We start from the raw sequence: 23,188 nt of genomic DNA, 5'->3' as shown, positions 1-23,188 counted from the left end.
CTTGAAATACGAACAAGATCGTCTTTTACTTTTTTATTGTAAGCCTTTAATAATTAAAGAACGGACTGGCAGGAATTGCTCCCCTGTTTCACCATATTTGATAATAACCTCGTCACCTTCTTGTAAATAAATAGCTAAAGGTTCTGTTTCGGCACTTACTAAGTAATTTTCACCATTGCTTAATAAGAAAGAAATCGTTGTAAAATCACCAAGTCGTTCCTTGTAAACTCGGACAACTTTTCCGCTAGCCTGTTTCTCTTCTGCATTTGAACTACCATCTACCGTATTTCCTCCACGACTTAAAGCAGTTTTATATAGCTTCAGCGCTTCTCTTGGAGTAGTAGCGTAAACAGAAATTTCCGGATTGGCTGCTGACACGATGAAATAATTTTGTAAAAATCCATTTGAATCAAGCACCGCCGTCAGCCAGCTAGCTTCTCCATAAAAATTGTAGAGTACTGGCATTTCACCAGCCCATTTTTTCTCAATAAATTTCTTTTCGATAATTTGCAAATTCCCCTGTGAGTCCATATAGCTTGAATCTAGATTACCTGTGTAATAGGTTGCTTCCCCTGTTCTTGCATTCGTTAAGGAATAACCTAACATAGAATCTACGCCCTCTTTAGGACTTGTAAAATCTGTGAAGTAATACATATCGCCTTTTTCATCAAAAATAGGACTGACATTCGATTCTGTCCCTTCGTCCGAAGGAATTTTTACATCTTTTTTACCAAACATACTGTTCCAAAAACCATGAACATAATTACCGAAATAACTGTTCTGTAAGCTTACAGTCTCTGGTGAAACTGCACCATCAATAAACTCAGGTATAGCATTAAGCTTAACCACTTCCGACTTCCCTGTAAGTGCATCGACCAAGACAATACCTTTTACATCAAAGCCATTACGCCCCGAAATAAATTCACCATATGAGCGAATGTAATAAGGCTTCCCTTCATCATCTACTTCAAGTTGTACATCTCCGTAGAATATAAGGAATGGATGTTGTAAACGAATATGACGTTCTAAATTGGCATTTAAATAGGCTGAAGGAACATATTTCATTTCCTCTTTTACAAATTTAGGATTATCTGCTGAATCTGTAGCACTCATAATAAAGTAACCAGGTGTTGTATCACCATTCATCCATTTAAAGAATCCAGAAAATTCAACTGGAGCGATATAAACATATTCACCTTTTACTTTTTGAATTTGTAAACGACCTAATTCATAATAGCTTGTATTCGGTACTTGCCCGAATGCCTTTTTCATTTTATTACGAGCAAATTTTGGTGGAACACTTGCAGGTGTCTGTGTCTCATCAAACGGCTTTAGCTCCACTTCTTCCTTCATCTCTGAAGACTTAAATTTCTCATTCGCGTTCCATAATGGTGCTGATAGAACATAGACTGCAACACCTAAGCTTGCTAAAAATAAAACACCTTTTATTTTTCGTTCAATGCCACTTGCTAGCATTGCACCAATTAACGTTAATAAAATAATAACTGGCCAGAAAACAAGCCAATTGACGTCAATTTTTGTTACATACAAAGTGAGTCCTGTTGCTAAAAACCCTAACACAAAGACACCAATAAAAAAGTATCCAATCACCTTTCTAGATTTTCCATCTTCTCGCTTCTTAGTAATAAGCGGTGTTACTAACACACTCGCGATTATTGCAATGACTGCAGAAGCTAGTAGTAGCTTAGTCATTTGGTTCATCCTCTCCTAAAGCTTTCTGTCTTCTTATTTACGGTTACATACTAAAAAAGTTTCATACATAGGGTATATTAAAATACATGTCGGCGTCATTATGTTCAGATTATTTCAACCTCGCAGAAGGAGTCCCTTCGCCTCACAAAACATTTGCTGCATAGTTAAATAAAGGAATTCTATCAGAAAGAAAGAATTTCAATAGAAAAGGAGCTGAATATATTGGTTAAGAAATTATTCATGGCATTCATTATTTTATTTGGGTTGTATTATATTTTTCTTTTTTACCATATTCCAGAAAGTTTACAACTAATCTTTAAAGTCATCCCTATGTTGTTGATAATTATTTTAGCAGCTATTCAAAAACCAGCACATATAAAAAAATATCAACTGCTGATTATCATAGGTCTAGTATTTTGTATGGTTGGTGACTATACACTGCAATGGTTTTTAGTTGGCCTAACTAGTTTTCTAATCGGTCATATCTTTTATATTTTTGCCTTCTCATCTGCAAACGAGCGACCGATACCCAGATGGGCCAAAATAATCTTATTACTTTACGGAGCAGGGATGGCCATTTGGATTGCAGGATCAGTTTTCAAAACTGGTGAAACGATTCTAGCTATCGCAGTAATCGCCTATATCGCAGTCATTTTAACGATGGGATGGACAGCAATTAAAACTGGCTCTAAATTCGCAACAATAGGTGCTTTGTTATTTATTGCCTCAGATTCCTATTTATCTATTAATAAATTTGTAATGCCACTACCTCTTTCTCATGAAGTAATTATGCTGACTTACTATAGTGCCCAATTACTAATAGCTTTAAGTATTCTTCAATATTCCGAAATCCGAAGTAAAGTGTTACAATAATTACACATACACATTAGGGGGCCATACTTATGAAAGAACAAGTAATTGAGCGGTTAATACGTTATGCAAAAATTGATACACAATCAGACTTCACAAGTGAAACTACACCTTCTACACCAAAACAATTTGATCTGTTACATGTTTTGAAAGATGAACTTGCTACTATAGGTTTAACAGACATTACATTAGATGAAAATGGCTATTTATTTGCGACGCTAGAAGCAAATACAGATAAAGACGTTCCAACTATCGGTTTTTTAGCACACGTGGACACAACTACGGATTTTACAGGAACAAATGTAAATCCGCAGCGCTTAGATAATTATGATGGTGGAGATATTCAGCTAAACGAAAACTTAGTAATGTCACCAGCTGATTTCCCTGAGCTTCAAAATTACATTGGTCAAACACTTATTACGACAGATGGTACGACATTGTTAGGAGCAGATGATAAGGCTGGTATTGCAGAAATTATAACAGCTATGGAGTACCTTATCCAAAACCCAAGTATTAAGCATGGTAAATTACGTGTGGCGTTTACACCTGATGAGGAAATCGGCCGTGGCCCACATAAATTTGATGTGGCTGCATTTGGAGCAGACTATGCCTATACAATGGATGGCGGACCATTAGGTGAACTACAATACGAAAGCTTCAATGCTGCTGGGGTAAAAGTGATAACAAAAGGAACAAGCGTCCATCCTGGATCTGCAAAAAATAAAATGGTCAACGCGATTACAATGGCTATTGCCTTCCAAAATGAAATGCCTACAGAGGCGGTTCCTGAAAAGACTGAAGGTTATGAAGGTTTCATTCATTTAATGGGCTTTAAAGGGGCTATCGAGCATGCAGAGCTATCATATATCGTTCGTGACCATGATCGTCAAAAGTTCGAAGAGAAGAAACAGTTAATGCAAGCTGCTGCAGCCAAAATTCAAGCTCAATTTGGTGAGGATGCTTTAAGCATTACTATTGAAGATCAATACTATAATATGGGTGAAAAAATAGAACCTGTAAAAGAAATCGTGGACATCGCTCGTGAGGCAATGGAAAAATTAGATATTACACCAATTACCTTACCTATACGTGGTGGTACTGACGGATCACAATTATCTTATATGGGCTTACCAACACCAAATATTTTTGCCGGTGGCGAAAATATGCATGGTAAATTTGAATATGTATCCGCTGAAACAATGGAAAAGGCAACACAAGTCATCATTGAAATCGTTCAGCTATTTGAACAACGGGCAAAATAATTTACCTTGTGCCCAAGAAGTTTTTAAACAGAATTGAAAGATAACGGAGGAAGGTACTATCCTTTCTTCGTCATTTTCTCACTATTAATTACTGAATATTCTAATTACATAAATAATTTGAATTATGAGTCAAATTGAGGTGATCATTATGAAAGAAATTGCTATAGGCATAGTAGCTTCCCTTTTCTTTGCTGTAACATTTATTTTAAATCATGCCATGGAAATGCAAGGAGGTAGCTGGCTATGGAGTGCATCATTACGGTATTTTTTTATGCTACCCTTTTTACTTATCATTGTGTTTTATCGCAAAGGCTTTTCACAATTATCTAGCGAAATAAAAGCACAACCTACAGCTTGGCTTCTTTGGAGCTTTGTAGGATTTGTTTTATTCTATGCACCGTTAACTTATGCAGCAGCATTTGGTCCAGGCTGGCTGGTTTCTGGCACTTGGCAATTTACCATTGTTGCTGGTGTATTATTAGCTCCACTCTTTATGACCGTTATTGCAAAGAGAAAAGTACGTCAAAAAATACCCTTCATTTCACTTCTAATCTCTTGCGTCATATTAGTAGGTATTTTACTAATCCAAATACCTCAGGCACAATCAGTTTCGTTTAAAAGTTTAATGCTTGGAATTTTACCTGTCATCGTCGCTGCATTTGCTTATCCTCTCGGCAATCGTAAAATGATGCACGTCTGTGGAGGGCGTATTGATACCTTCCAACGCGTTCTTGGTATGACAATCGCATCGATGCCAGCATGGATTATCATGGCTATTTATGCCCTGTTCACAGTCGGCCTTCCCTCCACAAGCCAGTTATTCCAATCATTACTTGTTGGTATTAGTTCAGGCGTCATTGCAACTATTTTATTTTTCATTGCAACAGATCGTGTGAGAGATCATCAGGGCAAACTAGCTGCTGTTGAAGCGACACAGTCAACAGAAATTCTTTTTGTCATTATTGGTGAAGTAATACTATTAGGTATACCATTCCCTAACTCAATTGCTCTCGCAGGTCTAGGCGTCATTATTGTCGGAATGCTACTGCACAGTTATTACACAATGATTCTAGGAAAAAAAAGGTCGGTCCAACAAACGCCTTCTGCCTAACAGCTCCGTAGCTGCATTAAAATAAAAGATAAAAAAAGACGACTCCATTCTATAATAGAAAGAGTCGTCTGAGATTTTCACGTTCCCAAAAAATGAGGGGGGTTTTAGGAGCGTAATCATGAACTAGCAAACTTCTGGAGAAAAGTAGCTAAAGTTCATCCTCTCTACACTGTATTGTAGTGGAGGAATAATCTTTATACGATAATGATAATCATTATCAATTAAATTGTCAACAATAATCTAATAATTTTTTTAAAAAGATTTTTTTAACGAGCGGCGATACTGCCATTGCTTCAGTTGAAAATATAAAAAACAGCCTATACAGAAACCAGCTATAGCAATGGAAGAAGCTATCGCTACCATTGCCGTAAAGATATGACCTACTACATGCCAATTTAATAGATAGCCTAACAAGCCACCAGATAAACAAAAGCTAGCTATACTGGCATTAAATTTTTGTTGCTGCGCATCCTCTGGTATATAGGTAGATGGAGCTTTTTTAAGAAACAACCTCCCAAAACGAATAATAGGATTATAGTTACAGAATACTCCCATTAAATTCGCAACCAATGGGATGGCTAAAACCCATATGGCTCCTGTTATCCATGTGACAAACACACTTAATAGAATCGTCCATTGATTAAGTCGTACCAGTGGTCTTGGAATCGCATGAGGCAATGACATTCTAAAACCCACCTTTCTTATATGTTTAATGTATTTTACTATATGGCATTCCATTTGTGAAGCAAAAATGATTACTTTATAATTGTATTAAGAAAGCTCTTAAGAAAAGGGGATCATCATGCCAGCTTTAACGATGGATCAAGTTCAACAATTAAATTCCTATAGTATTTATACAACAGAACCAAAACGAACGTTATTTACTTTAGCTGATATACATAAAGACTTTTACCATCCCGATTTTTTAAATCTCATGATGGGTATCACAGACGCCGCTACGGAGACTGCCGCAATTTCTCACTTCGCACGTCGCTATGGGATGTTTTTTGCTATGCAGCTTTATATGCTCGCCGCTTATGACGAGGTGTGGGATGGCAAGCCAATTGAATTACGCTTCGATGCTGCCAAGGAATTCAACAGCTTTACAGTCGCTATGTTTGTTAATCCAAATGATTGGCGCTATGTTGAAGAGGATGAACGTCAGACGGTCATTGAGAAAATCCTATACGACGGTCATGTGATTGTACAACAACTTCGAAAAGTGACTTCAATCTCCCCTCTTACTATTTGGGAAAATTTCTTTGGCTATTTACTATGGCATTATCATATTTTACTTTCAAATCCCGGCTTAGCTGATCAAGCTATGGAGGATATAGAGATATTGGAGGACCCTAAAACATGGGCGCACTTCTCCAATAAATCTTGGTGGGCACAATATACAGGTGGTCTAAGTCCAACAAATTTAGTAAATGTTCCTGTCCGTAAATCTTGTTGTTTTTCCAAAGATATACCGGGATTAATGGCATGCGGATTTTGTCCAATGAAGAAATAATAGCACGACGAAAAAGCCTTACCTTCCACCAATACATGTGAAAGATAAGGCTTTTTATGTTATTTTTCGTATACTACAAACCAATCATTATTTTCCTCATACATAGACGTACCAATAAAGCCCTGCTTTAAAAGCTGCTGTTGAGCCGTTGTATCTCCCATGTTAATTACTTGTTGTTCTGTCAATAAAGGGAGCTCTTGACGTAAATCCTTATAGAATATATAGCGTAGTTTATCTACATATTTAATTTTTAATCCTTTAATAACGAGGTCTTGAGAGAACTTATCCTTTAAGCTCGGAATATTAAATGGCTTAACCGTTGAACAAACGTAATCGTATTTTTCCACATCGATGTTACTCATCACTACTGTTGCTAATGTTTTTTGTAGACCATAGCCACGGTATTTTGGTGACACATTGGAAATCTCCTGATATAAAACTCGATTAAATTCGTTTTCAGGAATTCCACAATCATACCCAAGATGCTCCTCATCAATAGGAGGATTTAATAGGGCACGGAAGGCAATCAATTTCTCTCCTGTGTAAGCACCTATCATCATACCTTGACCATTTAAAATATATTCGAATTCCTCGGTGCTCAAAGGCTGCAAGATGCTCTTGTCAGCTAAAGCTTCATAAACCTCCACCTGCAAGTCCTCGATTTGTTGTAAATGTTGAGTTGTTAACTCTGTGACAAAGAATGGAGTCTCCCCTAGCATACCTTCATATATTTTTTCCATATTTCGCCTCCTTAGGCTGTGACAACAGTTGAAAACTTGCATAATTCCTTCATAACAGCTTCATCTACGTCAATACCCAGCCCCGGTTGTTCATTTAAACAGATAAAAGGAACATCATAACGAAGATTACCCACGTCTTTCGAGAACTTCAATGGTCCTGTCAATTCAACACTTGTCATAATTTTCTTAGAAAATGCTACATGGAAACCTGCTGCAGAGCCAACTGAGGATTCAACCATGGAACCAACTTGACATTCTATACCTGCCATTTCTGCCATAACTGCTAGTTTCATGGCTGGATAGATGCCGCCACATTTCATTAATTTTATATTTACTTTATCTGCAGCACGCTTGGCGATGATTTCACGCATCTCACGTACTCCACGAATCCCCTCATCGATCATTAGAGGTACATCAGATTTCGACTTAATCTCTACCATTCCATCGATATCTTCACTATCAACAGGTTGCTCTAACCAATCAATATTTAATTCCTTCATCGCACGTAAGCCCTGTAAAGTAGTTGCAGCATTTCCCCACCCTTGGTTGACATCTACTCGGATGGCGATATCTTCACCCACTTGCTTTCTTACTGCTTTAATACGAGCAACATCACGGGTTACCTCTGTACCTACCTTCATTTTAAATGAACGGTACCCCATTTCTACACGCTTAGCAGCCTCTTCAGCCATTGCCTCGGGCGTTCCAATACTTAACACATGTGTGATAGGGAATTTTTCATGATAACGCCCACCTAAAAGCTGATACACAGGAACCCCCAATGCTTTTCCAGCTATATCAAAGCAAGCAATATCAATAGCTGCTTTTGCTGCCGGAACATCTTTCACAACCTTATTCATTTTATCGTGCAATTTTTCAAAGGCCAACGGATCTTCACCAATAACAGCAGGTGCAAGATGATGTTGAAGCACAGCATATGTGCTTTCCCAAGTTTCACCTGTAACATGTTCATCAGGAACCGCTTCTCCATACCCCACAATACCAGTATCAGTTGTTACTTTTAAAATAATAGAAGGCATTGTATCATATGTAGCATAACTAATGATAAACGGATCAATTAGCGGTAAATGTATAGCATAAATTTCTACTTGTTGGATTTTCATAATAATCAGTCTCCTTCGTTGTTATATATGTCGCTAATATGTCGCTAAATATTTAAAAAAATAGAAAAGGAACGATGCCCATGTCTACGAAAATAGCGATTATTTGTTCTCAAGCATTTATGAAGCGTATTATTAGTATCGCACAAAATATAGACAATATTCAATTAGAATTTTATCTTTACAGTCACCCCTCTGAGGCGCCAGCTTTAATGAAGCAAATTAAACCCTGTGATGCTCTTTTATTCGGAGGAACATTACCCTTTTTACATGCTCAATCTCTCCTCTCGGAACTACCAATACCTTGGAATTACATTAAACAAGATGAAACAACTATCTCTACAACTCTATTATCACTAGTAGCTAAACATGCTGTACCAATCAATAGAATTTCGATTGATGTAATGAGTCCAGCATTTGTAGATAATGTTCTAGCAGAAATTGAATATATGGGTCCGAAGCCACATATTCAACATATTTCTATTACAGAACCAACAGAACATATATTAAAGCGTCACATTGCGTTGTGGAATACCAAAACTATAGATTTCGTAATTACAAGTATCCACAGTGTTTTTGATACATTACAAGCACAGAAAATACCTGCCATGCGCATGATAGATGCCACGAATTCGATTATTCAATGTCTCGAAGAAACCAAAACCAAATCGCTGTTAACAAAATCCGAATCATTTAAGGCCGTAGTTGGATTTTTTGAGACTCCTACTAATTCTTTCATCGATTCAGCTATTTTAAATCAAATTGCGAAGGCTACCTTTTCAACGTATAAACAAATTTCATCGCATACCTTTGAGCTCTATACAACTGCTGGACATTTACAAAATGCACTCGAAAAGGAAGCTTTAGAAGAGCTAATTAAACAAATAGAAATACCATTTAAACTAGCCTTCGGGTATGGACACTCTATTTTAGAAGCCACCCAAAATGCCCAGCATGCCTTAACATTTTCAAAACCGTTTGAAATTTATATACTAGATGAACATAAAAATCTATTGGGTCCCTTTCCAAAATCAGAAGGTAAATTATCTTTAAAAACAGATGATCCTTATGTATTACAAATGGCCAAACTGACAAACTTAAGTCCATTAAATATCTCTAAAATCATCAATTTTAGTCATGAAAGGCAATCTGCACAATTTACATCGCAGAATCTTTCAGAATATCTACAGGTTACTAGACGTACAACTGAGCGTATTATTAAAAAATTAGTAGATCAAGGTTATGCAAAGGTCGTTGGCGAAGAAATGACACATCAACAAGGTAGACCTCGCACCATTTATGAATTAAATTTCGCCACCTATTAACCAACTATATAAAAGGAATTCTCGTAAATGCTGAGCATCTACGAGAATTCTTATGATTAATCAACCATTACCATATTATCAGTGTTTTCCATCTCTTGTTCCTTTTTACGTTTCTCTGCTTCTGCTATTTCTTCTGGTGTTAATTTAACAATAGCAAATCCAATGTATCCATAAATAATGGAAATAATAGGTACCATGAAATTAAGAATAGCATATGGTGCATACTCCATAGCGCCTACACCCAATGTCGCTAAAATAAACACACCACAAGTATTCCATGGGAAGAAAACAGATGTTAATGTTCCCCCATCTTCTAAAGCACGAGATAGATTTTTAGAATGTAGGCCTCGTTGCTGATAGACACCTGCAAACATACGTGAAGGGACTACAATTGAAATGTATTGCTCTGAGCACGTTGCATTCGTTGTGACACACGCTGCAATTGTCGAAGCAATAAGACTACCTGTAGATTTAGCAAACTTCACAATTACATTCATCAGAGCTTTCAACATGCCTGAATACTCTAGAATCCCACCGAATGTCATCGCTACAATGGTCATTGAAACCGTATTCATCATAGAATCTAAACCACCACGGTTAAATAATTCATCTACCATGTGATTACCTGTCGAGATTTCAAATCCAGCTTGTAATGCTTGTACAGCACTTGCAGCTGAACCACCCTGTACAAAAATCTGTAGTAAGAAGCCGGATACAATCCCAATAATTAAAGCTGGAATTGCTGGAACTTTTTTAGCTACTAAAACAATAACACCCACTGGTACAAGTAAGAGTAAAGGAGAGATAACAAAGCTTTCATCCATTACTTTTAACGTTGTTAAGATTTCTTCCGATTTCATCGAAACATCTGCAAATTTTCTACCCAAAAATCCGAAAACAACCAGTGAAATAATTAACGCTGGAATCGTTGTATAAAGCATATGCTTAATATGTTCAAATAAATTAGTACCTGTTAAACCAGCTGCCAGATTCGTTGTATCTGATAATGGTGACATTTTATCACCAAAGTAAGAACCTGAAATAACTGCCCCGGCGATCATAGCCGCTGGAATACCCATACTTAAACCAATACCCATGCCTGCGACACCGATTGTCGCCATTGTCGACCACGAACTACCAATAGCTAGTGACACGATTGAACATAACAGCATAATCGTTACTAAAAACCACGCTGGAGATATTAATTTTAAGCCATAGAAAATCATCGTTGCTACGACTCCGCCGCCAATCCATGCTCCAATTGTCAAACCTACTAAAATAATAATGACAATGGCAGGTAATGCCAAACGTATCCCCTTATACATCATTTCTTCAATTTCAGACCATTTGTATCCATGCATTTTGGCAACAATTGCTGCTACAGTTGTGCCAACAAGAAGAGGTACGTGAGGACTTTGCTCTAAAACAACTACTGTAATCAACATAGTAATGATCATAACTGCAAAAGTTAGTAGTGCCCAGCCCGCATTAATATCCTTTTTCATTCTTCCATCCCCTTTTTTTGCACCAAATCCCTTTTCGGTTTTTCAAAGACGCAAATAATTTTTTACGTTTTTTAGCTTAATATTCAAAAAATTAAAAGTCAACGCAAAAAAATTATGCCTCTCTAGCAAATCTCTTTGTTTTAGGGCAATAAAACGCTTTCAAGTAGCAATAAGAAGCCTCGAAAAACCCTTGAATATCCATGCATTTCAGGGAATTCCCATGCAAAAAAAGCTATATGAAAAAATCATTGCATTTTTCACATAGCTAAAAAAATATTTTTTTATTCAGGTTTTTTTTCTAATACGCAAGCAAGTACTTTAGCAGCATCAATTAAGGCACTACGATCAAATGTCATTTTAGGGTGATGTAATCCTGGTGTTAAGTTTGCCCCAATGCCAATCATTGCCGCTTTTAATTCTGGCTTCTTTACCGTATAAAAATGGAAATCGTCACTACCTGGGGTCGTTATTTCATCTGCTAAATATTGTTCGCCCAATGTTTCAACAATTGCCTCTTTCGCCATTTTTGCAGCAATTGCTGAAACTTCCGCACCTGGTGTGAAATCAACCCACTTCCAATCCATATCTATTTCAAACTGCTGCTGAATTGCTTTTAAACCAGACTCAATTTTGCTACGAAGTAATTCAAGTTGGTGATTATGCTGTGCTCGAATGTCCATCGAGAAACTAGCATTTCCTGGAATGATATTTGTACTACCTCCATCAGCAATAATTTTTGTTAACTTTGCAGAATGTGGCTCAAAAGGCGATAGATGAATACTGTTTAACATTTGTTGGACAGCCATAATGACATCAATGGCATTTTTACCTTGATGTGGTCTCGCCCCATGTGCATCAATCCCCTGAATAGCCCCTTCTAGAAAATAGGCAGCACCATGATGAATAGCTGGTGAAACTTTACCGAGAGGTAGTTCTTCAATAGGTCTTAAATGTACACCAAATAAATGTGATACCCCATCAACCGCTCCTCGATCAAAAGCAGCACATGCACCATTCCCTAATTCCTCGGCAGGCTGGAAAATAAAACGGACACGATGTTGCAATGATTGATCTTTAAGTAGTAATAATGCCCCAAGCACCATGGTCATATTAGCATCATGACCACAAGAATGATTCGCCTGCCATTCCCCATCCACTTCTTGCCACAAAGCATCAATATCAGCACGCACCGCAACAACTTCTTCACCTGCTCCAATTTCTGCAATTAATCCCGGGACATCCCCCAGCAGACGATAAGAAACATTTAATTCTTCTAATATTGACGCTAATTTTTTTGTTGTCTCGAACTCCTTCCAGCTCACTTCTGGATAATTGTGAAAATGCTCGAACCATTGATACATTGTTTCTTCTAATGTTATAGCTTTTGACATAACGACACCTCTATACGCATTTTTGCTTTACATTATACATGAATCCTTTTTATAAAAGTATATACGCAGTAAGACCCATTAATATGAAAAAGCTTAATAAATTTATATGCTATTTAAAACTGCCTAAGACATAAATAAATAGGCTATGTTAAAAGTTGTTATCTCTTTCAACATAGCCCATCATGTATTCATTATAAACTTGTAAAAAACCCTTCAGGATATTCCTCATATTGCACCATCGCTAATGGCTCCTCATTTTTTTCTTCCTCTTCCTTTAGATCATATTCTTGATCCATTAGGTATGTCTCAAATTTTGAATTTAACAATTTACCCATTGTAGCACCCCTCTTTTATTTAATTGAATTTTCTGATAAAAGAATTATACAATAGGATTTCGATAAAATGCAATAAATTATACTCATTATGCATTAAAAATATAAAACCAATCTCTATTTTAGAACAATCAACACATTATAATTTCCAACAAATTACAATAAAATCAAAAATTTGCTCATTAATAGCTGACAGAAATTTGTTAGCCAGCTATTAATAGAGCAGATGTATATTGTATAAAATCAAAAATTTACGATATTGTCACACCTGTTTTTCCATTCGTATGATCATTATCACTGCCTTTTTTATTTGATAATACTTGAATTACAAACATGATAACAAAGATGCCTAAACCTACCCAGTCCGAGAATTTCTCTGGATAAATAAGTAATAGACCAGTGGCTATCCCTACTATTCTTTCAAACCAATACAGTTTACGGTACCAATACCCAATAACACCCGAACCGATGGCAACCATTCCTGTAATAGCAGTAAATACAACCCATATTATCTGTGGTACTGTCGTATCAATCATTAGTAAAGACGGTGAAAAGACAATCATATACGGTATAATAAATGCCGCAATAGCAAGCTTGGCTGAATTAACTCCTGTTTTAATAGGATCCCCACCTGAAATCCCTGAGGCTGCAAAGGCGGCTAAAGCTACAGGTGGTGTAATATCTGCAATAATTCCAAAGTAGAACACAAAGAAGTGAGCCGATAGTAATACAACTACTGGCACTAACTCTTGCGGTGTGTTAGGTGATAATAATGCTACAATGGCTGGAGCTGCAATTGTGGATGTAATCACATAATTTGCGGTAGTTGGTGCACCCATACCAAGTATAAGGGAGGCAATCATCACGAAAATTAATGTCAAAATAATACTACCACCAGCCAAAGCTACTAAACTATTGGCTAGACTTAAACCAAGCCCTGTTTTGACAACAACCCCTACAATAATTCCTGCACAAGCTGTTGCTGCCACTACACCTAACGCAGTACGAGCGCCTTCCACCAATGCATCTATCACATCCATCGGTTTAAGCCGTGTCTCCTTATTAAACATTGCAACCCCAATCGAAATAATGATTCCGTACAACGCTGCATGCATAACAGGTGTCCCCGTCAACATTAGCACGATAATCGCAATAATCGGTAATAGAAGATAAATTTTCTTAAAAACTTCTTTTCGGTTTGGCATTTGATCATCTCTAAGACCTTTTAAACCAACTCGTTTTGCTTCAAAGTGCGTCATAATCCAAATACCTGTAAAATATAGAAGTGCTGGAATAGCTGCCGCTTTCGCTATATCCCAATAGGTAATGCCACGACCAATAAACTCTACCATTAGGAAAGCCGCTGCCCCCATAATTGGTGGCATTAGCTGACCACCCGTTGACGCTGCCGCTTCAACTGCACCTGCAAATTCTTTACGATAGCCTAGTTTTTTCATCATTGGAATCGTATAGGAGCCTGATGTTACGACATTGGCTACAGAGCTTCCCGAAATAGTACCTTGTAGTGCACTTGAAAAGACTGCTACTTTTGCTGGGCCTCCTATTAATTTACCTGCCAATGAAACGGCTAGATCATTAAAGTACTGACCGACCCCCGTTTTTACTAGAAAAGCTCCAAAGAGTAAAAATACAAATATAAAAGTGGCTGACACACTAATCGGTGTGCCAAAAATTCCATCTGTTGTAAAATACATAAGGTTTACAATACTCTCTAAATCCTGTCCTCTATGTGCCATAAATGCCGGAAAATATGGACCATAGTAAGCATAAATTAAGAAACAAGCTGCAATAATCGTAATTGGTATCCCAACGGCACGACGAGCGGCTTCAAGCACTAATACAACAGCGATAAGACCTACAATAAAATCCATTTGTGTGATGGAGCCATTGCGATTCACAAGCTCAGTATAGTTTAAAGACCAGTACGACCCTACCCCCACTGAAAGCAAAGCCAATAAATAATCAAACCATGCAATTTTGTACTTTGGTGCTTTTTTACGAGCAGGAAATAGTAGAAAAATAAGTGTCAAACCAAAGCCTAAATGGATGGTACGTTGAATTTGTGCTGGGAATTGCCCGAAAATGGCTGTATAAAGTTGAAACAAAGAGAATGCTAAAAGACCATAGAAAATGACATGCCTCATAATACCTGTTACAGCTCTTACGTTGGATTCAATATCATATTTTTCTAATATAGCTTGTTGCTCTTCAGCAGAAATTTGCTCGAATTCTTCTACTCTTTCTTTCTTTGCTTTTTCCTGTGTTGTCATTGCATTCTTACTCCTTTCCACTGTTCGTATAGTGATAGGTGCCTGATTTCAAATAAATAGGATTTTCCCCTTTGTAAATCTTTTTTTAAATCATATTCCACATCTTCGTAGTTGAATACAAGGTCTAAACCCAAATCGCCAATTAAAATGGTAAAATTGTCAATTTCACGATGGTCATCAAATTGAAGAACGTATTTACCGTCCCTTTCTATAAACGTTTGGCCCTCCTCGGCATAGCCTGGCATACCTATTGCTAAATCTTCATATTCCATCTCTATCATCTGAATACGATTTCCCTTAACATATTGATAGGATTCGTATACATCTGAATTATGTATGGAGTGGGTATATCTAATTTGAAATTTTTCACTTTCAGTAATTGGTATGTAGTGCACTCTCGGATTTGCCATGCGCGTTTCTGTAAAGCTGAATACCTTTTGAAATGGAAGAATAACTACAATAATTAAGCAGAAGATTACTAAAACTACTGTAATACTAACTTTCCCCTGTTGCATTTCATCCTTCTCCCCACTTTAAAAGCTACTCGCCTATACTTCACCGTATAGTAGGAAAAAGACTCGAAGCTTTACGCAATCCGAGCCCCCTTCATATTTTAGTAATCGTTTTGTCTATTTTTTCTCATCAAAGTACTTTTGAGCGCCTGGATGAATGTCAATACTAATTCCATCTAAACCTGTTTCAGCTTTGATAAATCTACCTTTATCATGAGAGATTTTATCAGTATTATCATAGATAGCTTTTGTCATAGCATAGACAACATCCTCTGGTAGTTCCTTTTTCACGGCTAACATAGCAAGAACTGAAACTGTTTCTGTATCTTCTGCAATTCCATAAGTCCCTGCTTTTACTGTATCCTTTGCATAATAAGGATATTTAGCAATTAATTCATCTGCTTTACCTGCATCTACACCAACAATATTTACTTTCGTTGTAGCATTTAACGCTTCAACTGCACCTGTTGGCGTACCTGCAGTAATAAATGCCGCATCAATTTGGCCTGATTGAAGACCATCTGTTGACTCCCCAAAATCTAAATTTTGAGCTTTGATATCATCCATCGTTAAGCCGTGAATCTCCAGTAATTGCTCGGCATTCGCATAAGTACCTGAACCAGGTGCCCCTACAGACACTTTTTTCCCTTTTAAATCCGCATAAGTCTTAATGCCTGTTGCTTCTGTAGTAACTAATTGTACTGTTTCAGGATAAAGAGCACCTAAAGCTGAAATTGTATCAATTTTCTTTCCATCGAACATTAACTTTCCTTCCGTAGCATAGTAAGCAATATCCGTTTGAACAAATGCAATTTCGCCTTTACCTTCTTGCAAAGCAGTCATATTAGCAGCAGATGCCTGAGACACCTCAGCAGTTGTTTTGATATCCGTTTCTGTCGTAATTAAATCAGCAAATGTACCGCCAAGTGCATAGTAAGTACCTTGTGTTCCACCAGTTAATAAGCTTAAAAATTTGGGCTTTTCAGATGACTCCGAAGCGTTCTCGTTCGTATCCTTAGAGCCACTTCCCCCATCTGACCCACATGCAGCTAAAATCATTAGTGCAAACGCACTTAATAATAGCAACCATTTAAATTGTGTCTTTTTCATAGTATTTTCCCCCTCTGTATAATAGTAAAGGCAATCTACTTAAAATTATCAAATTTAGTATTATTATGTCAATTAGTTTATAGTAAATTCTGAATTTTATGTTTATGCACCCCTTTATAAACTTCATTGATATTCATCAGCAGTTTATTATTTAATTAACCTATTTTTATCTATAAAAAACCTTTAATTTCTAAGTTCAAGACTCTCCCCTTATGTATTAAAACTGTATATGAATGATGAAATCAAAAAACTGCATCCAATAGTGGATACAGTTTTTTACATATTTCTTCTATTGAATGACACCACAAGCAATTCTTGCCCCTGAATTACCTGCTGGATCTGTTTTATAATCATCTGCTGACTCATGAATAACGATGGAACTACCATCACTGTCTAACAAAGAATTTGGCTGATCTTTTTGTAGTGTTAGCCCTTCTGCTAAGAAGTTTAAATCGACATTGCCATCGTCACCAACCTCTAGATTTGGTAAATCCCCTAAATGATAACCATTGGGATTTAACTTACCATGCTCTTTCTTGGTCGGATTAAAGTGCGAACCAGCCGATTCAAATTTAGGGGGCTCACACTTCCCTACTTCATGAATATGAATTCCATGTGTACCCGGGGGTAGTCCTGTTAATGCCAGTGTCATCATAACACCATTATCTTCTTCCTGAAAATACGCATTCCCATAGCTTTCGTTATTTGCACCAATTACTTTTGCAGTAGCTGTTAAGGGGGATGACGCATTTACTTGTACTTTTTCTTCTTTCTTATCAAAGAAACCACAACCACCCACTAAAACTAATAAAGAAAGGCTAATTAAGCTTGTTTTTTTCATAAAAATACCTCCTCTTATTTCTGATGGTTTCCAAGTTAATCAATAGTTATGCACTTCTTATAAATTTTACCGAGGTTGTTACATGCACAAAAGGGACTTCTCTAATGAGAAATCCCTTCATTATTTAGTCTAAAATCTTAACGGTTACAGTTTTGACGCCCCACTGAAGAGCCTGTCCCTCGGTAGGAATAAATACATCAATTTTATTTCCCTTAATAGCTCCACCCGTGTCAGCCGCAATCGCTTCACCATAGCCTTCAACCCATACCTTTGAACCAAGTGGAATGACACGAGGATCAACTGCAATTACCTTTAAGTTTGGATTGGATCGAATATCCGTTCCATTCGCTGTAATTCCTGAGCAACCTTCACAATATGCTGTATAGGCAGTAGCACGCATTGTTAACGTTCTTCCAGAACCATTTGATGGAGCACTCACAGGTTTTGTTTTTGCTGTTGTAGCAGCCTTAGGTGTAACTGCTTCGGATGTTTTAGGTTTCGGTTTAGCAGCCGAAGCTTTTATAGCTATTGATTCACCAGCAAAGATTAAATCTGTAGCAAGGTTATTCCATGCTTTTAGTTCATCTACTGTTATATCGTTTTTACGTGCGATTGAAAATAATGTGTCACCACCTTTTATGACATATTCATCTTCCAATGTTTTTTCTGTATTTGATGTATCCTTCACTAAATCTTGCTCTGGATAAAACCATAACGAGTCCATTTCTGTAAATTGTTGAAATTCTCCAACAGTTAAATTATAAATTTGAGGGAGTGCCCACAATATATTGCCGGAATTGTCTTTCGCAGAGGAAGGACTGGCATATAGGCTCAAACCAACGGTCAAAGTTACTGCTAAAGCTAAAGCTTTCTTCTTCATGTTTAGTAATACCTCCAATATTTTATTATTTTTTGCAAGTCTGCCGTTAGCACGCTAGAGTTAAATAATCTAGTATGCAATCAACAGTAAGCTCGCAAATTAATAACTCAGGGCTATCTGCCTGATATTAGGAATTATTACTATAAAAACGGAAAATTATACAATTTCGATTATTTTTTTAGCAAATTGTCCAATTAGATGGAAAATAATCATTGTTTAGACTAGTATTTTTTATATTAGATATTTACTATTTAAGGGCAATAGAAGAGAAAGAGATGACATAAATATCGGAAATTAATCCAGAAGATAATCGTAAGTAACATACAAGGAATCTAAATAGTCTGCTGCCCTTCAATCTGGCAATTTATCTCAGCAGCCAGTCTCTACACATCTGTAAAAGGTTAGTTATCTCAATCTAATAACCTCTAGACTGGAATGGAAAGGTCTTGTTTTTATTGTGATTCGGGCGATATTGGTGGATGATGAGCCTTTAGCACTTGTCAGTATGAATAAACACTTGCAAGAATTTGATAGGATTGAGGTTATTGAAACTTTTACATCTGTAAAAGAACTCCTTATCGAGGGACCGAACTTAGACTTTCAAGTAGCATTTCTAGATATTGAAATGCCAAGTATGAATGGATTAGAGATTGCGGAATTATTAACATCGTGGAATCATAGCATCTATATTGTTTTTGTTACTGCTTATCGAGACTATGCTGTGCAAGCCTTCGAGCTACCATCAATTGATTACCTGTTAAAGCTGCTTCAACATCTCGCTTAGCAACGACTATTTATAGGATTGAGGAACTACTTCACCCACACCGTTGTTAAAAATAAAATGCTTCGGAGAATTTGTTGTTTCCTATGAGGGAAAACCTCTTCATTGGCGTATTTAAAACGAAAGAATTGTTTGCATTGCTGTTTTCACATCTTAATCCCCCTGTTTCTCGTGATACTATTATTGATAATTTTAGGGTTATACTGAATTTAATAAAGCAAGGGTTCAATAGCATATCACTCTTTCATATCTTCGCTCCTCTCTTTCAGCATATGGCTTTTTAGAGGTAATCGTATACGAACGGGAGTTATATTTTAACACTAGACAATATTGAATGTGATGCTATTGATTTAGAGATTATTTTGAATAAAAAAGAACAAATTGAAAAATTAGATATTAAAAGGGCTGAAGCACTTCTTCAAAATTATCGTGGGGAATTTATGGCAACGATGGCCTATCCATGGATAGCTAGCAAAGTTAATTTGATGAATAAATTATTTACTCAATTCCTGAAAGAACTCGCCCATTATTGTGAACAAATATAGGTTGTCAAAAATCTAGAACGAACGTTACTTATAGCTCTAGAGTTAAATCCGTATTCTGATCAAGCTGTCCAGGGATTAATCAAGCACTATTCTAATATTGGGAACCGTGCAGAGGCTATAAAGATTTATAACTCTTTTCAACATACTCAATTGTCTTGAATGCTTTGCCTATGCAGGAAACAACCAATCTTTTTCAAATCATTTCAGAACAAGAGTGACGAAAAAGAGCATGCTAGTGTAGAAAGCTAGCATGCTTTTACTCATGATTTAATAATCATTTGTCTCATATTCCTTACTACGCATAAACAGTTTCTTCCTGATTGTTTAGCTTTATACAGAGCATGATCTGCAATTTCTATCAATTGATTTGGGCTCTGTACATTCGGTGTAAAGGCAGTAATTCCGGCAGACATCGTAACGGGTCTACCACACGCAGTTTCCTGTAAGGCTTGTTTAACCCGCAAGCTTTCTGCTAGTTCTACCGCTTCATCTATACTCCTTGAAGGCAAAATAATCATAAACTCTTCTCCACCATATCTGAAGCACATACCTTGCTCCCCCATATTAAGCTGCATATGATGAGCAAAGGCTTTTAATACTTCATCCCCTACGGTATGACCATACGTATCGTTTATACTTTTAAAATCATCTAAATCAATTAGTATTACCGCATGCGGAACTTTATTAATAATTAATTCATGGAGAGTTTGATCCATTATTCTGCGATTCGGAATACCTGTTAATGAGTCAACATTTAATTGCTCCGTTAAATCAGTAATTTTACTTTCTGCGCAAATCATCATATTTTGTACGCTTCTTTTCAGTATCTTTGCTTCATAATACCAATCAGCAATTTGTTCCTTCTCCTGCCCGTTTTCCCCAGCTTCTATCATCGTTGAAAGTTCATTTAGGGGGCGTACTATTTTTAAAACTAGCCATATAGCGAGCACTAATACTACAGCAATGACTAAAATAATCGGGACAATAACCTTTTTTAAAAACAGGCTAAAAGGAATAACCTTTTCATTTGTAGCCTCTTCCTTCAGCAAGCCCTCTAGATAGCCGTCCTTCATTGCCGAAGATTCCTTTACGTATGTATCTTGCATTACACGTTGATTTTCCATCAAAATTTCATTAAAACTTTGATAGCTACTCCAAATACTAACACTAGACGTCGCGAGTACAACCATTATTGTCATACTAACAATAAGAAATGATAACTTTAACTTGAATTTACCCACAATAGATCATTTCTCCCATTGAGATGATTTTTTCGTTAAATCTTATCTATGTTTTAACTTAAACTTTATTTAATATATCTATTTAATCATCATACGCCATACTTCTTAAAGAAAACTTAACAGCTGGGCATTTTTTACTTTAATGAGAAAAGCGCTTGAATTCAAAGAAAACATACATCTTAATTAGTTCTTTCTGTTCATTCTTAAAGTATTCTTTATAATTCTAAAGGTCTAACAAGGAGTTTAACCTTAAATAGCTTCAAGTAAGTTTGTGGTAGCTCTTTTTTTATGTTCCAGGGTACAATTCTTCTATAAGATTTATGGAATCAGGGTACATTATAAAGTAAAGAATGAGGGAAGGGTCGATAAAAATGTACAAGATATACATAGTAGAGGACGATAGCAATATAGCTTCACTGATTGTCGAACATTTATCGAAATATCAGTTTGAATGCCATGCAGTGCAACAATTTCAGCACATCATAGAAGAATTTAATGACATCCAACCACATTTAGTCATTATGGATATAAATCTCCCCATCTTTGATGGATATTATTGGTCACGTAAAATTCGTCAGCTTTCGATTTGTCCTATCATCATTGTCTCTGCTAGAGTCAACGATATCGATCAAGTATACGGTATCGAAAATGGTGCTGATGACTTTATTACTAAGCCATTTTCGCTAGATGTCTTTATGGCAAAGGTTAATGGTTTACTTCGGCGTACATATGGTGAGTATGCTTCCTTCGATACGTCTACCATTACAATAGCCAATACTACATTAAACCCAGACACTGTCCGTCTCCAAACAAATAGCCATGAAAGCCTGTTAACATTAAAAGAAATGCAGCTTAGTAAGCTATTATTCGAAGCCTACCCAAATGTTGTAGCTCGTCAAAAACTATTAAGTGCTATTTGGGATGATGAAACCTTTGTGGAGGAAAACACCTTATCTGTAAACATTGGTCGACTACGAAGAAAATTGGAAGCTATCCACTCACAGCTTGAAATTAAAACCATTCGTGGTCTAGGCTATCAACTTGTGGAGGAGAGAAAATGAAGCTGTTTTTTAAAGATCATGTGAGTATTATTATTCTTTATTGTATTAGCTTCCTTCTCTTACCTTGGATGATTCAAGCATTAGATGATTTAACATCGCATTATTTTTATTTTATTTTTCTCGTTAGCTTTCTGTTTATCCTTTGGTTTGTAGGCCGTTATTACCGAAGAAGACGACTATATACACACTTAGAAAAAGTTGATTTGTCAAAGGAAGACCTTCATCTGTATGAGCCCCAAGCATCGATGGAACAAGCCTATAGTGAAAAACTAAGACAAATGCAATATCTATATTTAACGCAACAGCAACAATTAATAGAGCAAGCAGAGGAAAAGCACCTTGTATTATCACATTTTGCTCATCAAATGAAAACACCGTTATCTGTCATTCAATTAATTACACAATCAGCGTCCTTCAAAACTTCGAACGAATTACAGCAATGGCAAACAATCAGCAAGGAGTGTGATAAGCTGGCATTTACACTCAATCAGCTATTAACGTATGAGCGAAGTTCAAATTTAGTAGCTGATTTAAAAATTGAGCCTATTGTTTTAAAAGAGCTTGTAAAAGAAGTTATTAATGATTTGAAGGATTATTTTATTACAAAAGAAGTTTTCCCAAAATTAACGCTTACAGAAAATCAAATGATTTACTCCGATCGTAAATGGTTAAAGGTTGTCCTTTATCAAGTATTAAATAATGCTGTCAAATACAGTGAAGTAGAAAGCACTATTCATATTGATTATGACAACGACACTTTGCACATAGATAACCGTGGTGAGACAATCCCTACTAGCGAAATTGCACGTGTCTTTGATTTGTTTTATACAGGTAAAAAGGGACGAACAAATGGAGAAGCAACAGGCATAGGATTATTTTTAGTGAAAAAGGTTTTAACTATACTAAACCATCCGTTCACCTTACAATCCTCACATGATCACACTACGTTTTCCATCAATTTCTCAAGCAGTCTTATAAAATGAATATGACAACTTTGTCATATTCCCGTCATCAAGCGAAATGGGTTATTGATCGCTCCTTTT

At 36.5% G+C, this 23,188-nt stretch carries 22 protein-coding genes; 9 read left to right on the top strand and 13 right to left on the bottom strand.

All coding sequences use genetic code 11. The features are described from left to right. Window positions 1-33 precede the first annotated feature (33 nt). Window positions 34-1,713, bottom strand: a complete 1,680-nt coding sequence (locus tag ACP3VS_RS15465; RefSeq protein WP_281486761.1) for a hypothetical protein — start codon at window positions 1,711-1,713, stop codon at window positions 34-36. Between the two features lie 222 nt (window positions 1,714-1,935). On the opposite strand from ACP3VS_RS15465, the gene ACP3VS_RS15460 reads away from it, so the two are divergent. The 3 genes from ACP3VS_RS15460 (at window position 1,936) to ACP3VS_RS15450 (ending at window position 4,956) form a co-directional block, all read left to right on the top strand. Next, the gene (locus tag ACP3VS_RS15460; protein ID WP_036166693.1) at window positions 1,936-2,586 is read left to right on the top strand and encodes a lysoplasmalogenase; all 651 of its coding nucleotides are present in this window, start codon (window positions 1,936-1,938) and stop codon (window positions 2,584-2,586) included. Window positions 2,587-2,615: 29 nt separating this feature from the next. Further along, window positions 2,616-3,845, top strand: a complete 1,230-nt coding sequence (pepT, locus tag ACP3VS_RS15455; RefSeq protein WP_012292598.1) for a peptidase T — start codon at window positions 2,616-2,618, stop codon at window positions 3,843-3,845. A 148-nt stretch (window positions 3,846-3,993) separates the two neighbouring features. Next, window positions 3,994-4,956, top strand: a complete 963-nt coding sequence (locus ACP3VS_RS15450) for a DMT family transporter (protein ID WP_036166689.1) — start codon at window positions 3,994-3,996, stop codon at window positions 4,954-4,956. Between the two features lie 252 nt (window positions 4,957-5,208). On the opposite strand, the gene ACP3VS_RS15445 is transcribed toward ACP3VS_RS15450, so the two are convergent. Further along, window positions 5,209-5,640 (bottom strand): DUF4395 domain-containing protein, encoded by a 432-nt coding sequence (locus ACP3VS_RS15445; protein WP_426389152.1) that lies wholly within the window; start codon window positions 5,638-5,640, stop codon window positions 5,209-5,211. A 118-nt stretch (window positions 5,641-5,758) separates the two neighbouring features. Between ACP3VS_RS15445 and ACP3VS_RS15440 the strand changes: the two genes are divergently transcribed. After that, window positions 5,759-6,469, top strand: a complete 711-nt coding sequence (locus ACP3VS_RS15440; RefSeq protein WP_031418362.1) for a Fe-S oxidoreductase — start codon at window positions 5,759-5,761, stop codon at window positions 6,467-6,469. A gap of 59 nt (window positions 6,470-6,528) precedes the next feature. On the opposite strand, the gene ACP3VS_RS15435 is transcribed toward ACP3VS_RS15440, so the two are convergent. Both ACP3VS_RS15435 and ACP3VS_RS15430 read right to left on the bottom strand, forming a co-directional pair. Next, window positions 6,529-7,209: a hypothetical protein gene (locus tag ACP3VS_RS15435; RefSeq protein ID WP_012292594.1), complete on the bottom strand. Its 681-nt coding sequence runs from the start codon at window positions 7,207-7,209 to the stop codon at window positions 6,529-6,531. 11 nt (window positions 7,210-7,220) lie between these two features. Then, complete coding sequence (locus tag ACP3VS_RS15430; RefSeq protein ID WP_012292593.1) at window positions 7,221-8,333, bottom strand: mandelate racemase/muconate lactonizing enzyme family protein; 1,113 nt, start codon at window positions 8,331-8,333, stop codon at window positions 7,221-7,223. An 80-nt stretch (window positions 8,334-8,413) separates the two neighbouring features. On the opposite strand from ACP3VS_RS15430, the gene ACP3VS_RS15425 reads away from it, so the two are divergent. Next, window positions 8,414-9,655 carry a hypothetical protein gene (locus ACP3VS_RS15425; RefSeq protein WP_426389149.1) on the top strand — a complete coding sequence of 414 codons (1,242 nt, stop codon included), beginning with the start codon at window positions 8,414-8,416 and terminating at the stop codon, window positions 9,653-9,655. A 56-nt stretch (window positions 9,656-9,711) separates the two neighbouring features. On the opposite strand, the gene nhaC is transcribed toward ACP3VS_RS15425, so the two are convergent. From nhaC to ACP3VS_RS15385, 8 genes are all read right to left on the bottom strand, one after another. Further along, window positions 9,712-11,160: a Na+/H+ antiporter NhaC gene (nhaC, locus tag ACP3VS_RS15420; RefSeq protein ID WP_012292591.1), complete on the bottom strand. Its 1,449-nt coding sequence runs from the start codon at window positions 11,158-11,160 to the stop codon at window positions 9,712-9,714. Between the two features lie 281 nt (window positions 11,161-11,441). After that, window positions 11,442-12,551, bottom strand: a complete 1,110-nt coding sequence (locus tag ACP3VS_RS15415; RefSeq protein WP_012292590.1) for an amidohydrolase — start codon at window positions 12,549-12,551, stop codon at window positions 11,442-11,444. A 191-nt stretch (window positions 12,552-12,742) separates the two neighbouring features. Next, entirely contained in the window at window positions 12,743-12,886 is a 144-nt protein-coding gene (locus tag ACP3VS_RS15410) for a hypothetical protein (RefSeq protein ID WP_012292589.1), read from the bottom strand. 248 nt (window positions 12,887-13,134) lie between these two features. Then, window positions 13,135-15,174: a TRAP transporter permease gene (locus tag ACP3VS_RS15405; RefSeq protein WP_012292588.1), complete on the bottom strand. Its 2,040-nt coding sequence runs from the start codon at window positions 15,172-15,174 to the stop codon at window positions 13,135-13,137. Then, the gene (locus ACP3VS_RS15400) at window positions 15,171-15,689 is read right to left on the bottom strand and encodes a DUF1850 domain-containing protein (RefSeq protein ID WP_426389146.1); all 519 of its coding nucleotides are present in this window, start codon (window positions 15,687-15,689) and stop codon (window positions 15,171-15,173) included. Before ACP3VS_RS15400 ends, ACP3VS_RS15405 begins: the two co-directional genes overlap by 4 nt. Window positions 15,690-15,803: 114 nt before the next feature. Then, window positions 15,804-16,796: a TAXI family TRAP transporter solute-binding subunit gene (locus ACP3VS_RS15395; RefSeq protein ID WP_031418354.1), complete on the bottom strand. Its 993-nt coding sequence runs from the start codon at window positions 16,794-16,796 to the stop codon at window positions 15,804-15,806. Between the two features lie 289 nt (window positions 16,797-17,085). Next, a complete protein-coding gene (locus tag ACP3VS_RS15390; RefSeq protein ID WP_012292584.1) occupies window positions 17,086-17,637 on the bottom strand; it encodes a superoxide dismutase family protein in 552 nt (183 codons plus the stop codon). A gap of 124 nt (window positions 17,638-17,761) precedes the next feature. Beyond that, a complete protein-coding gene (locus ACP3VS_RS15385; RefSeq protein WP_031418351.1) occupies window positions 17,762-18,517 on the bottom strand; it encodes a 3D domain-containing protein in 756 nt (251 codons plus the stop codon). Window positions 18,518-18,974: 457 nt separating this feature from the next. Here ACP3VS_RS15385 and ACP3VS_RS15380 point away from each other — a divergent pair, with 457 nt between their 5' ends. Both ACP3VS_RS15380 and ACP3VS_RS15375 read left to right on the top strand, forming a co-directional pair. Beyond that, window positions 18,975-19,301, top strand: coding sequence for a LytR/AlgR family response regulator transcription factor (locus tag ACP3VS_RS15380; protein ID WP_281486763.1), 327 nt, complete (start codon window positions 18,975-18,977; stop codon window positions 19,299-19,301). A 359-nt stretch (window positions 19,302-19,660) separates the two neighbouring features. Further along, entirely contained in the window at window positions 19,661-19,843 is a 183-nt protein-coding gene (locus ACP3VS_RS15375) for a hypothetical protein (RefSeq protein ID WP_012292581.1), read from the top strand. 260 nt (window positions 19,844-20,103) lie between these two features. Here the strand turns inward: ACP3VS_RS15375 and ACP3VS_RS15370 are convergent, their stop codons facing one another. Beyond that, window positions 20,104-21,084 carry a GGDEF domain-containing protein gene (locus ACP3VS_RS15370; protein WP_036160660.1) on the bottom strand — a complete coding sequence of 327 codons (981 nt, stop codon included), beginning with the start codon at window positions 21,082-21,084 and terminating at the stop codon, window positions 20,104-20,106. Window positions 21,085-21,455: 371 nt separating this feature from the next. Here ACP3VS_RS15370 and ACP3VS_RS15365 point away from each other — a divergent pair, with 371 nt between their 5' ends. Together ACP3VS_RS15365 and ACP3VS_RS15360 are read left to right on the top strand one after the other, a co-directional pair. After that, on the top strand, window positions 21,456-22,145 hold the full coding sequence (locus tag ACP3VS_RS15365; protein WP_031418350.1) for a response regulator transcription factor: 690 nt from the start codon (window positions 21,456-21,458) through the stop codon (window positions 22,143-22,145). Further along, window positions 22,142-23,128 carry a sensor histidine kinase gene (locus ACP3VS_RS15360; protein WP_012292578.1) on the top strand — a complete coding sequence of 329 codons (987 nt, stop codon included), beginning with the start codon at window positions 22,142-22,144 and terminating at the stop codon, window positions 23,126-23,128. The genes ACP3VS_RS15365 and ACP3VS_RS15360 overlap by 4 nt, the downstream gene beginning before the upstream one ends. Window positions 23,129-23,188: the final 60 nt, after the last annotated feature.

The organism is Lysinibacillus sp. VIII_CA (genome assembly GCF_049943995.1).
GTDB classification, from domain to species: Bacteria; Bacillota; Bacilli; order Bacillales_A; family Planococcaceae; genus Lysinibacillus; species Lysinibacillus pinottii.
The sequence above is the reverse complement of the archived record's forward strand: the minus strand, read 5'-3'. Positions and strand labels throughout refer to the sequence as shown.